8 protein-coding genes are annotated in these 13,225 nt (G+C 72.6%); 2 read left to right on the top strand and 6 right to left on the bottom strand.

What is annotated here, in order from left to right; genetic code table 11:
- Window positions 1–104: 104 nt before the first annotated feature.
- Both OVA02_RS07105 and OVA02_RS07110 read right to left on the bottom strand, forming a co-directional pair.
- Window positions 105–5,183, bottom strand: coding sequence for a glycoside hydrolase family 3 N-terminal domain-containing protein (locus tag OVA02_RS07105; protein ID WP_267659517.1), 5,079 nt, complete (start codon window positions 5,181–5,183; stop codon window positions 105–107).
- Window positions 5,184–5,424: 241 nt separating this feature from the next.
- Window positions 5,425–5,922: a DUF4188 domain-containing protein gene (locus OVA02_RS07110; RefSeq protein WP_056048252.1), complete on the bottom strand. Its 498-nt coding sequence runs from the start codon at window positions 5,920–5,922 to the stop codon at window positions 5,425–5,427.
- Window positions 5,923–5,995: 73 nt separating this feature from the next.
- On the opposite strand from OVA02_RS07110, the gene OVA02_RS07115 reads away from it, so the two are divergent.
- Window positions 5,996–6,604, top strand: a complete 609-nt coding sequence (locus tag OVA02_RS07115) for a MerR family transcriptional regulator (protein WP_056048249.1) — start codon at window positions 5,996–5,998, stop codon at window positions 6,602–6,604.
- A gap of 51 nt (window positions 6,605–6,655) precedes the next feature.
- Here the strand turns inward: OVA02_RS07115 and OVA02_RS07120 are convergent, their stop codons facing one another.
- The 3 genes from OVA02_RS07120 to OVA02_RS07130 form a co-directional block, all read right to left on the bottom strand.
- Window positions 6,656–8,095, bottom strand: a complete 1,440-nt coding sequence (locus tag OVA02_RS07120) for an MFS transporter (protein WP_267659518.1) — start codon at window positions 8,093–8,095, stop codon at window positions 6,656–6,658.
- A 50-nt stretch (window positions 8,096–8,145) separates the two neighbouring features.
- A complete protein-coding gene (locus tag OVA02_RS07125) occupies window positions 8,146–10,770 on the bottom strand; it encodes an ATP-dependent DNA ligase (protein WP_267659519.1) in 2,625 nt (874 codons plus the stop codon).
- Between the two features lie 185 nt (window positions 10,771–10,955).
- Entirely contained in the window at window positions 10,956–11,843 is an 888-nt protein-coding gene (locus OVA02_RS07130; RefSeq protein WP_267659520.1) for an SDR family oxidoreductase, read from the bottom strand.
- A 93-nt stretch (window positions 11,844–11,936) separates the two neighbouring features.
- On the opposite strand from OVA02_RS07130, the gene OVA02_RS07135 reads away from it, so the two are divergent.
- Window positions 11,937–12,926, top strand: a complete 990-nt coding sequence (locus OVA02_RS07135; protein WP_267659521.1) for a Ku protein — start codon at window positions 11,937–11,939, stop codon at window positions 12,924–12,926.
- A 9-nt stretch (window positions 12,927–12,935) separates the two neighbouring features.
- Here OVA02_RS07135 and OVA02_RS07140 read toward each other — a convergent pair whose 3' ends face one another.
- A complete protein-coding gene (locus tag OVA02_RS07140; protein WP_267659522.1) occupies window positions 12,936–13,214 on the bottom strand; it encodes a DUF7218 family protein in 279 nt (92 codons plus the stop codon).
- Between the last annotated feature and the right edge of the window lie 11 nt (window positions 13,215–13,225).

A 13,225-nucleotide genomic window follows, 5' to 3' on the forward strand; every position in this document is an offset into this window, starting at 1 on the left:
CGCCGATGCGACGACGAACCCCGTTCCGAACGATGCACCCGGAGGAAGCGGGGTGCGTCGTTCGACACGGGGTTCGTGGAGGAGGCGCGGTGCGGCGGGGCCCGTCAGCCGCGGTCGCGAGTCCGACGCAGCCGCAGGGCGACCCCGAGCGCCACGATCAGGAACGCCGCGAGGGCGATGCCGATCCACTCGCCCGAGCCGGTCCAGGCGAGCCCGACCGGCGACGCCACGACGGTGCCGCCCGAGCCCGAGCCCGTGCCCGACCCGCCGCCACCCGGCGTGCCCGGCGTGCCCGTGCCCGGCGTCCCGCCACCCGGCGTCCCCGGGTCGCCCGGCACCGCCGCGGCGAGCACCGTCAGGGTGGCCCGGGCGATCTGTCCCGTCCCCTCGAGCTCGACGACGTGCGTCCCGGGTTCGAGGTCGGCCGGCACGACGAACCGCAGCACGCCGACCCCGGCCGCCGTGGCCGTCGTGGCACCGATCGACTGCGGCTCCGAGAACACGGTGCCCGCGAGGTCCTCCCCGGCGACGAACCCGGTCGCCGTGATCGACACCGTGTCGCCCGGGCGGGCGGTCGCGGGGTCGAGCGTGCCGGGCACGACGACCTTCGTCGGCTCGACGACGTCCAGGTCGATGCCGAGCACCGTCGCGAACCCGGCCAGCGCCACGTCCGGCAGACCGCGCTGCAGCGCGTTCTCGGCGTCGGCCGTCAGGGCCGCCGACCCGTCGACCGCCGTGCCGTCCACCATCGCCTGCTGGGCGAGGTCGCGGGCGACCGACACGAGGGCGTCCGCCGTGGACATCGCACCGAGGTCGGTCCCGCCGACCGGGGCGACGGCGGCGAGCAGGAGGCGCAGCGCGGCGGCGGCGTCCGTCACGGCACCGTCGCCGTCCCACACGTCGGCGTCGAGCACGGCCTGCACCGCCGCTCGGGAGGCGCCCTCGGGCAGGGAGGCGACCAGCGCCTCCAGACGCTCGCGGGCACCGTCGGTGCGCAGGCCCCAGCCGTACGGGTAGAGCGGCTCGTAGTCGGCGTCGCCCACGTTGATCGGCACCTGGTCGGCACGGGCCGCCCAGGTCACGGGCAGGCGCCCGGTGAACGGTCGATCGCCGAACAGCACGTCGGCGACGCCGGCGCCCTCGGAGCCCGGCAGCGACGACGCGACGACCGCGTCCGCGACGCTCACGACGTCGCCGAGCAGTTGCGGTCGGCCCGAGACCACGAGCACCACGCACGATGCGGCAGCGGCGCAGACCGTGTCGACGATCGCCTGGTCGGAGGCCGTCAGCGACAGGCTCGAGCCGTTGTTCGGCACGTCGCCCTGACCCTCGGCGTACGGACGCTCGCCGACCACGACGACACCGGTCTGACCGGCGCCGATCGGTGCCGAGGCGTCGGGGCTGAGGGTGACCGAAGCGCCGGGAGCGACCTCACGGATGCCCTCGGCGATGCTCGTGCCCGTCGTCGTGTCGCCCGATCCGCCCTGCCAGCTGATCGTCCAGCCGCCCATCTGGCGGCCGAGGTCGTCCGCGCTGGAGCCGGCCACGTACAGGTCGGCGTCCGCGGCCAACGGCAGCGCGCCTCCGGCGTTCTTCAGCAGCACCTGCGACTCGCCGGCGGCCTGACGGGCGACGGCGCGGTTCTCGGCCGAGCCGACGCCGTCGACGTTGGTGCGGTCGGCGAACGGCTGCTCGAACAGGTTGAGGTCGAACTTCTGCGTGAGGATGCGACGCACGGCGTCGTCGACCCGCGACTCGGCCACGTCACCGGAGCGGACGGCCGCCACGATCGCGTCGATGAACGCGCCGTAGTTGTACGGCGCCATCGCCATGTCGAGCCCGGCGTTCACCGAGCGCACGGCCTTGTCGGCGTAGCTGCCGCCGGGCAGCTTGTCGATGCCCTCCCAGTCGCTGATCAGGAAGCCCTGGAACCCCAGGTCGCCCTTCAACAGATCGTCGTTCAGTGCCGCGTTCTCGTGCATGCGCACGGGCCCGTCGCCCAGGTCGACCGCCGAGTACGACGGCATGATCGTGCCCACGCCCGCCTCGAGTGCCGGCAGGTACGGGTCGACGTGCAGCCGGGTGAAGTCCTCGAGCGAGTCGGCGTGCGTGACGCCCTGGTCGATCGGGTACGCACCCGTGCCGGCCACGGATTCGTCGTAGCTCGTGCCGCCGTCTCCGGCCCAGTGCTTGGCCGTGGCCAGCACCTCGTCGGCGCCGCCGATGTCGGTCGGGTCCTCACCCTGCAGGCCGATCACCGACGGGGCGGCGAAGGTGCGAACCAGGTCGGGGTCCTCGCCGAACGACTCGTAGCTGCGGCCCCACCGCTCGTCGCGGGACACGCAGAGGCAGGGGGCGAAGGTCCACGGCACGCCCGTCGCGCGCACCTCGGTCGCCGTGACCTCGGCGATCCGCTCGACGAGGGCCGGGTCGCGGGTCGCGCCGAGGCCGGTGTTGTGCGGGAAGATCGTCGCGCCCACCACGTTGCTGTGGCCGTGGACGGCGTCCACGCCGTAGACCATCGGGATCTGCAGGCGAGTCGACAGCGCCTCGCGCTGGTACGCGTCGACCATGTCGGCCCAGGCCACCGCGGTGTTGCCCTCGGGCACCGAGCCGCCACCGCTCAGCAGCGAGCCGAGCGCGCGTCCGCTGACGTCCTGCGGCGACGACAGGCCGAGCCGCTCGGCCTGCGCCATCTGGCCCACCTTCTCGTCGAGCGTCATGCGGCCGAGCAGGTCGGCGACGCGGTCGGCCGTCGGCAGCGACGGGTCGAGGTACGGCAGGTCGTGCGCGCCGATCACGACGCGCGGACCGTCACCGACCTTCGCCGTGGTCGAGGCCAGCGTGACCGCGAACTCCTTCGACTCGGCGGCCCCCGAGGAGGCGCGGGTCGACACGGTCACGGGTTGCGCCGTCCCCGAGGCGGTCCCCGCCGCGAAGGTCACGGTGCCCGAGGCCGCGTCGTAGTCGGTGCCCTCGACGGCCGTGCCGTCGGCGGTCGACCAGTCGACCGACACGTCCGACGCCAACGGCTCGTCGCCCGCCGTCGTCACGGTCAGCGGGATCTCGACCGAGCCGCCGGCGTCCACCAGGTAGACGTCCTGCGACGGGTCGACCGTGACGGACGCGGCGCTCGCCGGGGTGCCGTAGAGCTGCGTGTCGTCGAGGGCGTAGCCGACCGGGGCGGGCGTGCCCGGGGTGAAGGTGAACGAGTAGCCGAACGCGCTCGTCAGGTCGAGGGTGCCGTTCGTCGTCGCGGCGTCACCCGGCTGGTAGCCGGACGGCGTGAACGCCGAGAAGGGCAGCTCGACGAGCTTCCAGCGGTTGGTGCTGCTGCCCCAGTTGTCCTTGAAGGTCGTCGCCCACAGCTCGCTGGTCTCGGCGCTGTCGCCGCCGGCCGGGTCGCCGTCCTTGAGCTCGACCTTGATGTCGGCGCCCGCCGTCGGGGAGGCCGGGTTGTTCGCCTGCGAGGCGTACCACCAGAAGCGCAGGCCCTGGTAGCTCGACCAGTCCTGGCTGTCGGCGAGGTTGTGGCTGAGGCCGCCGTAGCCGCCGGCCGGGATCGACGAGGTGCCGCTCAGCACGTGGTTGTCGGCGCGGCCGTCGCGCTCCTGCACGGTGACGTCGCGGCTGATGGTGGGCTCGAGCGGCGCGGGTGAACCCCAGGTGAAGAAGCCGAGCGGGTCGGCCGTCGTGCCGAGCGGGACGTCGCCTTCGAAGTCCTCGATCATCGTCGCGCGCTCGAAGAGGGCGACGTCGTCGACCTGCCAGGTGCCCGCGCCGAGGCCGGTCAGGGTCACGGCGAAGCCGGTCGACGCCGACGGGTCGAAGCGCAGGTCGCTGGACGGCTGGCCCTTCTGACGGAGGTCGGCGAACAGCACGCTGACCTGCTTCCAGTCCGCGCTGTCGTCGACGACGGTCTGCTCGAAGAGGGCGCCGTCGCCGTTCTTCAGCTCGTAGCGCAGGGGCAGGCCCGAGGCGGCGCCCTTGAACCAGAACGAGAAGCCGTCGTGGTCGCTCCAGTCCGTGGCGGGGACGTCGTGCGAGAAGCCGAACCAGCTCTCGGCGGTGGTCGGGCCGACGACGGTGACGCGCAGGGCCTGGACGCCGGTCGCTCCCTCGCGCTGCGCCTCCCCGGTCTCGAGGGTCGGGGTGACGGCAGGGCTCTGGCCCCAGCCGAAGTAGCCGCTCGGCACGCCGCCCTCGAAGTCGTCGAGCACCGTGGTCGCGCCGACGTTCGGCAGGGTGCCCGTCGGGGTGAGCGCCACGGTGAGCGTGGCCCGCGTGCCGACGACCGTCGGGTCGCTCGGCTCGGACGCGGTCAGCTCGATCGACCTGCGGGGCGTGAGGGCGCCCGTCGAGGTCGTGACGAGGTCCACGGAGGCGCTGGTCTCGCCGGGCGCGAACGTGACGGTCTCGTCGAGCGCCGTGTAGTCGGTGCCCGCCACCGCCGTGCCGCCGGTGGAGCGCACCCGGACGGTGACCGGCTCGTCGCTCGGACCGGTCAAGCTGAGGCCCGCGGTCAGGGTCTGGCCGGCCGCGACGGTCGCGGTCGACCGGTCGAAGGTGACCGAGCGCGTCTCGGCCTCACCGAAGACCTGCAGGCCGAAGGCCGAGTAGCCGTAGAAGTGGGGGCGCGCCGGGTCCCAGGTCGCAGCCGACCGGTGCAGCATGCTGACGCGCACGTACCGGGCCTCGGTGGGCGTCGACAGGGTCACGTCGTCGCGGCCGCCGTCGCTCGCGACGGTCTGCGCGGTGGTCCAGCTCGCCGGCAGGGTCGGGTCGCCCGACGTGACGTCGACCGTGTAGTCGGTCGCGTACGAGGCCTCCCAGTCGAGGCCGATCGCGTCGACGCGGGCGGTGCCGCCGAGGTCGACGATCACCGACGCGGTGAACTCGACGTCCTCGTCGGGCCCGTTGCCGCTCGCCCAGCGGGTCGCCGGATCGCCGTCGATCAGGGCCTCGGCCGGGAACGTGCCGTCGCCGTCGGCCTGGCTCGCCGAGGCGGTCACCGTGCCGAAGCGGGCGAGGTCGACCGGTGCGGCCTGCGCGGCGATCGCGGGCAGGCCGCTGAGCAGCAGCGCCGCGGCGGCGGTCCCGGCGGCGAGCGCGAGACCGCGACGCGGACGGCGCGGGGCTCGCGACCGAGGGGTCGAGGAAGAGCGGGCAGGGGCAGCGGACACGATTACTCCCTTGTAATCACGGCTGTCTCACGACATAGCTGGAGCCACCCCCGAACGAGGGCGGCTCACGTCTGGCTCATCGTAGGGTCACAGGCGACTCGAGGGCAATGGGGCCCGTGGGGGCTTGACGCGACCGGCCGACAGCGCACCGCGTCCCGTGCACGGCACCTCGTCTCGACCGGGTGCGGTGCACGACACGCGGTGCGGTGACGGACGCGGCGCGGCGGGGCGGCACGCGGCGTCAGGCCGACGCGGTGCCGGGGGTCCGGCCGCTCGCGGCCCGGGCCCGCGCGGTGTCGCTGCGCGGACCGACCGGCACCGACCTGGTCGCCCGGGCCAGCCCCGACGGCGCCATGCCGACGTACATGCTCTCGGCGCGCTCGACCACGAAGGTCTCGTGCCAGATGCCGACGGCCCCCGGGGCCGTGCGTGCCCGACGGTTGAACGCCATCCAGGCCGGCCGGTGCGCCTGCTGCGGCGAGCTGGCATAGGCGTAGAGCTTCTCGAGCGAGGTCCAGTACTGCACGAGCACCGGCCCGCCACGTCCGAGCGTCAGCCTCATGCCCGCGAGCCCGCTCTCGGGATCACGGAACAACTCGGTGAGCATCGGTCCCATCGCCGCGAACACCGGCCCCCACTGGTCGGGCCGCCACCAGCGGTTGACGGTCATGCCGATCAGGAAGACGACGAGTTCGCCGTCGTGCTCGTGCGTGGTGCGGCCCGGGTTGACTCTCGACATGATGTCTCCTTAGATGGATAGTGGCGCTCTCCAATATTGGAGAGTCGCGCTATCCAATGTCAAGGGGCAGTCCGTGCGCATCTCCCAGCTCGCCGAGACGACCGGGGTGCCGGTCGCCACGATCAAGTACTACCTGCGCGAGGGGCTGCTGCCCGAGGGCGAGCGCACCAGCGCCACCCAGGCCCGGTACGGGGACGACCACGTGCGCCGCCTGCGGCTCGTCCGGGCGTTGCTCGGCGCGGGCGGGCTCAGCGTCGCCGGCGCGCGCGCCGTCCTCGGGCAGCTCGACGGTGAGCACGAGACGGTCGCCGAGGTGCTCGGCGTCGCCCAGTCGGCCGTCACGACGACGGCCCCCGAGGGCGTCGACCTGTCGCGGGCCGAAGCGCTCGTGGCCGGGTGGGGGTGGACGATCGATCCGGGGTCGGCCGACGTGCTCGCCGCCCTCGAGGTCGCGGTCGACGGACTCGAGGCCGCAGGGTTCGAGCTGCCCGACGCGACGCTCGACGGCTACGCGCGGTCGATGGCCGAGGTCGCCGAGGCCGAGATCGCGGGCATCCCGGTCGATTCGGTGGACGCCGCGGTGCAGTACGTCGTGCTCGGCACCGTGTTGGTCGAGCCGCTCCTGCTCGCCCTGCGCCGCCTGGCCCAGCAGGACGCGTCCTGGCGCCGCTTCGGGCCCTGACGCCGCGCCTCCTGCTGGTCGCGTGCGGCTGGTCGCCTCGCGCCGGCGCCCTCAGGAGGCGCGGGTGCGGTCGCGCAGACCGACGAACGACACCAGCGCGCTCACCCCGAGCAGCACGGCGACCACGATCACGACGCGATGGAACCCGCCCACCGTGAGCGCGCCTCCGGCGATGACCCCGAGGAACGCGACCGCGACGAGCCCGGCCACGCGCGAGATGGCGTTGTTGACGGCGGAGGCGATGCCCGACTGGCCGGCCGGGATCTGCGACAGCACCGTCGAGGTGAGCGGAGCCACGGTCACCGACAGGCCGAAGCCGAAGAGGACCACGCCGGGCACGACCTGCCACCAGACGTCGATCGGATCGGCGACCATCAGCATCCAGAGGAACCCGCTCGCCGTGATCAGCGGCCCGGCCGTCATGAACGGGCGCGGGCCGTGGGTGGCGGCGAGCGTGCCGAACAGGGTCGAGAACAGCAGCGACACGATCGTCGTCGGCAGGGTGACGAGCCCGGCCAGGGTCGCCGTCAGACCCGCCAGTTCTTGCACCACCAGGGGGATGGTCAGGGTGCCGAGGCTGAGGGCCGCGTAGATGCCGACGGTGGCCAGGTTGCCGACGGTGAAGGTACGGGTCCGGAACAGCGTCAGCGGCATCATCGGAGCGGGTGAGCGGCGCTCCCACCAGACGAAGGCGGCGAGCGCGGCGAGGCCGACCACGAGCGGCGTGACGACGAACCAGGTGCCGAACCCGACGCGCTGCCCCTCGATGAGCGCGAAGACCGGTCCGGCGAGGCCCACCGCGGCCAGCACGGCGCCCACGACGTCGACCCGCGGGGGAGCACCGTCGCGCCCCCGGTGGGCGTCGCCGGGCAACCGGGTCATCAGCACGAGGGTGAGGACGACGGGCACGACGACGACGGCGAAGACCCAGCGCCAGCCGAGCGTGTCGACGAGCGCGCCCCCGGTCAGCGGACCGATCAGGAACGCGACGCCGGTCCAGGCCGTCCAGCTGCCGATGGCCTTGCCCTGTGCCGGGCCGCTGAAGGTCGAGGTGATGAGGGCGAGGCTGCTCGGCACGAGGAGGGCCGCGGTCACGCCCTGCAGGGCCCGGGCGGCGATCAGCAGGCCCGGGTCGGGGGCGAGGGCGGCGAGCACGCTCGTCACGGCGAAGCCGATCAGGCCCGCGCGCAGCACCCGCACCCGGCCGAACGTGTCGCTGAGCGAGCCGGCGACGAGCATGAGCGATCCGAGCGTCAGCAGGTAGGCGTCGACGACCCATTGCTGCAGGGCGAGGCCCGCGCCGTCGTCGGCCGTCGCGCCGCCTCCCGTGCCGGTGCCGAGTTCGCGGGCGATCGCGGGCAGCGCCACGGTGACGATCGAGCCGTCGAGGAACGCCACGAACGAGGCCAGCACGGCAACCACGAGGACGACCCGCCTGCCGCGCAGGGTCGCGGCGTCGCTCGGGGCGGGGGAGGTGTGCTCATGCTGCACTCAACACCCGCCGGGCGCCGATCGATGCCCCGTCGTCCGACGGCCCGGCCTCACCCCTCGCGGACGACGTCGTCCGGCGACTTGTCGGGCCGCCACCCGCGCCAGCTCGGCTGCCGCAGCCGCCCGGTCGAGGTCCACTCGGCGATCGACACCTCGACCACCCGCGACGGGGTGACCCAGTGGGCGCCGCGGGCGTCCACGGCGGGCACGCCCACCAAGGGGCTGGTCTTCCGCTCGGCGGCGCGCAACGCCGGCAACAGCTCGTCGAGCTCGCGGTCGGTGAACCCCGTGCCGACCCGGCCGACGTAATGCAGCCCGTCCTCGCCCGGCACGCCCATCAGGAGCGAGCCGACGCCGTCGGCCCTCCGGCCGGCACCGGCGCGCCAGCCCGCGATCACGACCTCCTGCGTCTGGTGGTGCTTCATCTTGATCCAGGCGCGGGACCGTCGACCGGCGCTGTACGTCGCGTCGCGCCGCTTGGCGACCACGCCCTCGAGGCGCAGGCGCTTCGAGGTGGCGACCGCCGCCTCCAGGTCCCCGTCGAACGCCGGGGGCACGTCGACGGCCCCGCCGCTCTCGACGATCCGCTCGAGCACCTCACGCCGGTCGTCGTACTCGTCCTTCACGAGCGAGCGCCCTTCGGCCCGCATGACGTCGAACAGCAGCAGCTTCACCGGCGCGCCCGCGGCGGCTCGCGCCACGTCGCGCGACCGCGTCAACCCCATGCGCGTCTGGAGCAGGCCGAAGTCGGGGCGACCCTTCTCGTCGACGGCCACGATCTCGCCGTCGAGCACCGCGCCTCCTTCGCTGTCGACCCGCTCCGCCAGCACCTGCAGCTCGGGGTAGGCCGGGGTGAGGTCGTTGCCGTTGCGGCTGGTCAGCGTGACCGCGCCGTCGTGGACGACCGCCACGGCGCGGATGCCGTCCCACTTCATCTCGAACGCCCACCCGCCCTCGGACACGTCGTGCGCGTCGCCCGTCGTCGCCAGCATCGGCGCGACCGGGTCGGGTGCCGGGAACTCCTGCTTCCCGTCGCGAGCCGAGGAGGCGCGGCCCGAGGTCTCGGGGGAGCCGCCGGTCGCGTGCGGCGTGCGTGAGGAGTTACGGGCGTCGCCTCGTCGATTCGCCCGCGCGGACGGCGGCAACTCAGGGGATCGCGCGTCTTCGGTCGTCTTCCGGGCTCGATGCGGTCGTCCTCCTGAGTTGCCGACGGAAGCGCCGTCGTGCGAGCCGACGTCGCCCGCGTCGTCCTTCATGCGGTGGATCAGCCAGTTCGATTCCGCCCGCCCACCGCCGTGGCCGGTGTGGATCAACGCGACGCGTCGGGTGCCGCGCTGCTCGCCGTGCAGCACGACGATCACCTCCTTGCCCTCCCGCCACTTCTCGAGCTCGTACTCGCCGGAGTCCCAGATGGTCACCTCGCCGGCGCCGTACTCGCCCTTGGCGATCGTGCCCTCGAAGGTGCCGTACTCGAGCGGGTGGTCCTCGGTCTGGACGGCGAGGTGGTTCGTGCCCGGGTCGTCGGGCTCGCCCTTCGGCAACGCCCAGCTGACCAGCACGCCGTCGTGCTCGAGGCGGAAGTCCCAGTGCAGCGAGCTGGCGTGGTGCTCCTGGATGACGAAGCTCGTGCCGTCGGTCGAGGCAGGGGCCTCGGCGGGCACGGGCTCGGCGGTCTTCGACGCGTCGCGCTTCGAGCGGTAGACCTCGAGGCGGTCGCGCACCTTCTCGGTGGGGTCGTGGTCGGGGGCCTCGGTGTTGCGGAAGTCCTCGCCCAGCTCGCCCGAGGGCACCGGCACGTGCGCCGAGACGTCGGCCAGGGGGTCGCCGCGCCGCTTCAGGCGCGAGAGCACGTCGGTGTACTCGAGCTGCGCCAGGGTCTTCGACGCGAGTTCGCGCCAGGTGCGAGGCATCGCCACGGTCGGCCGGGACCGACCCCGCAGCGAGTACGGGGCGACCGTCGTCTTGTTGCCGTTGTTCTGCGACCAGTCGAGCAGCACCTTGCCCCGGCGGTCGGCCTTGCCCATGGTGCTGAGCACGAGGTCGGGGTGGTCGGCCTCCATCGCACGGGCCAGTTCGTGGGCGACCTCGCCGACCTGGGCACTGGTCTGCCTCCCGTCGAGCCGGGCGTACAGGTGCACGCCCTTGCTGCCGCTCGTCACGGGCATCAGCTCGAGGCCCATGCCCTCGACGATCGGCTTGAGCAGCTGCGCCACGGCGACGCACTCGGCGAGGCCGACGCCTTCGCCCGGGTCGAGGTCGAGCACCAGCCGGTCGGGGTTGCGCTGCGCCCCCTTCGGGCCGAACCGCCACTGCGGCACGTGCACCTCGAGCGCGGCGACCTGCGCCAGCCAGGTGAGCGTCGCGACGTCGTTCACCATCGGGTAGACGTTGGCGTGGTCCTTGTGCTCGAGGGTGTGCCGGGCGACCCAGTCGGGCGCGGAGTCGGGCAGGTTCTTCTCGAAGAACACCTCGCCGTCGACGCCGTTCACCCAGCGCTTGCGGGTGGCCGGCCGACCCTCGACGTGCGGCAGCATCCACTCCGCGACGGCGGCGTAGTAGCCCAGGACGTCGGCCTTGGTCGTGCCGGCGTCCGGGTAGAGGACCTTGTCGAGGTTCGTCAACTGCAACCGGTGCCCGCCGACCTCGACCGTCTCGCCGCGTCCCTTGCCCGCCATCGCGCGCCTCCCTGTCTCGTGTGGTTCTCGTTCTACCCGGCTGTGGGTCCGTGTCGTCGGCGACGGGTCGGCGCCGACCCGCCGCCGACGACGGGGACCCGCCGGATCGACCACGGCCCGCCTCCCCGCGGGGCGGGACGACGGGCCGTGGCGTCGTCGGGACGACGGAGCCGAGGAGGCGCGGATCAGACCGCGGGCATCGCTCCGGCGATCGTGATGGTCGCGCCCGAGGTGTAGCTCGACTCCGGGCTCACCAGGTGCACGTACGCGGCGGCGAGCTCGGCGGGCTGGCCGGGGCGACCGAACGGCGCCTGGCCGCCGAACTGCGACACCGTCTCGGCGTCGTCGGAGCCGGGCTGCAGGGGCGTCCAGACCGGGCCGGGGGAGACCTGGTTGACGCGGATTCCCTTGGGCGCGAGCTGCTGCGCGAGGCCCGAGGTGAAGACGCCGATCGCACCCTTGGTGAGCGCGTAGTCGATCTTGTCCGGGCTCGGCTGCGTGCCCTGCACCGAGCCGGTCGTCACGATCGACGAACCGGGCTCGAGGTGGGGGATGGCGGCCTGGGTCAGCCAGAACAGCGAGTAGACGTTGGTCTTGATGGTCGAGTCGATGTCCTCGGTGGTGAGCGTGAGGATGTCGTCGTTGCTCTTCATCCGACCAGCCACCATGACGAGGGTGTCGAGCCCGCCGAACTCGTCGACGGCCTTCTGCACGAGGTCCTTGCAGTACTGCTCGTCCGAGATGTCGCCGGGGACGAGGACGGCCTTGCGCCCCTCGCCCTCGAGCAGGTCGCGCACCTCCTCGGCGTCCTTCTGCTCGCTGGGAAGGTAGCTGAGCACGAGGTCGGCGCCCTCGCGGCTGAGCGCGATCGCGGCGGCGCGACCGATGCCCGAGTCCGCGCCGGTGACGACGCCGCGGAAGCCGGTGAGGCGCTCCTTGCCGACGTAGCTGGTCTCGCCGTGGTCGGGCTTGGGGTCCATCTTCCAGGCCTCGCCCGGCAGCGACTGCTCCTGCTTCGGGAACGGCGGCGCGGGGTAGAGGTCGACCGGGTTCTTCTTGTCGTATTGGCTCATGACGTCCACGGTGCCCTCGCCGCGCCTCCGCCGCTCGGGGGTCTGTACCCCACCGGTGGTCATTCGGATCGCACGCGGAGAAAGATGAGCGTCATGCGATCGATCTGGAAGGGCGCGATCACGTTCGGGCTCGTCAACGTCCCCGTCAAGTTGTACAGCGCCACCGAGGACCACGACGTGTCCCTGCACCAGGTGCACGACGCCGACGGCGGCCGCATCCGGTACCAGCGGAAGTGCGAGATCTGCGGCAAGGTCGTCGACTACGAGCACATCGACAAGGCGTACGACGACGGCGACCGCACCGTGGTGATCACGGGTGACGACCTGAAGTCGCTCCCCGAGGAGCGCTCGCGCGAGATCGACGTGCTCGAGTTCGTCCCGAGCGACCAGGTCGACCCGATCATGCTCGACCGCAGTTACTTCCTCGAGCCGGACGGCACCTCGCCCAAGGCCTACGTGCTGCTGCGCCGGACCCTCGAGGAGACCGACCGCACGGCCATCGTCCACTTCTCGCTGCGGCAGAAGACCCGGCTCGCGGCCCTGCGCGTCCGCGGCGACGTGCTGATGCTGCAGACCCTGCTCTGGGACGACGAGGTGCGCGAGGCACGGTTCCCGGCGCTCGAGAAGCAGACGCGCGTCAGCGACAAGGAGCTCGACATGTCGTCGTCGCTCGTGGACTCGTTGAGCGACGACTTCGAGCCCGCGGACTTCAGCGACGACTACCAGGAGCAATTGCGACAGCTGATCGACGCGAAGCTGGAGGAAGGTGAGTCGCTCGACACGGACGCCACCTTCGGCGAGAAGCCCGAGGACGACGACGAGGGCGGCGAGGTCATCGACCTGATGGAGGCGCTGCGTCGGTCGGTCGAGAAGAACCGGTCGGGCGGACATCCGAAGCCGACCAAGAAGGCCGCGTCGACGTCGGCGACGAAACCCGCCGCGAAGAAGTCGCCTGCGAAGAAGGAGCCCTCGAAGCAGGAGTCCTCGCGGTCGACGTCCGGAGGGTCGGGTTCCGCGGCGAGGAAGAAGCCCGCCTCGTCCGCCTCCGGCAAGAAGGCGGCCCCGAAGAAGAAGGCCGGCTGACCGCGACGGTCAGTGTTCGCGGAGCGCCTCGATCAGGTCGGCCTTCTTCAGGTCGGAGTAGCCGGTCACGCCGAATTCCTTCGCGCGTGCCTTGAGTTCCTCCACCGTCCAGTCGTCGTACGACCCGGACTTCCCGCCCTTGGCGGCCACCTTCTTCTCGCTGTTGCCCTTCTGGGCGGCGGCGTTCGAGATGCGCGCGGCCTTCTCCTTCGACGCCCCCTCGTCGCGGAGTGCCTCGTACATGTCGGGGTTCTTCAGCTGCGGGGGAGTCTCGTCCTTCGGTGTCATGCGCCCGACCG

This window comes from Frigoribacterium sp. SL97 (assembly GCF_026625765.1).
Classification (GTDB): domain Bacteria; phylum Actinomycetota; class Actinomycetes; order Actinomycetales; family Microbacteriaceae; genus Frigoribacterium.

What these genes read in the sequence shown, in the direction of transcription:
- OVA02_RS07110 (WP_056048252.1), bottom strand. Translation starts at nt 5,922, where the DNA reads ATGTCGAGAGTCAACCCGGGCCGCACCACGCACGAGCACGACGGCGAA.
- OVA02_RS07130 (WP_267659520.1), bottom strand. Translation starts at nt 11,843, where the DNA reads ATGAGCCAATACGACAAGAAGAACCCGGTCGACCTCTACCCCGCGCCG.
- OVA02_RS07135 (WP_267659521.1), top strand. Translation starts at nt 11,937, where the DNA reads ATGCGATCGATCTGGAAGGGCGCGATCACGTTCGGGCTCGTCAACGTC.
- OVA02_RS07140 (WP_267659522.1), bottom strand. Translation starts at nt 13,214, where the DNA reads ATGACACCGAAGGACGAGACTCCCCCGCAGCTGAAGAACCCCGACATG.
- OVA02_RS07125 (WP_267659519.1), bottom strand. Translation starts at nt 10,770, where the DNA reads ATGGCGGGCAAGGGACGCGGCGAGACGGTCGAGGTCGGCGGGCACCGG.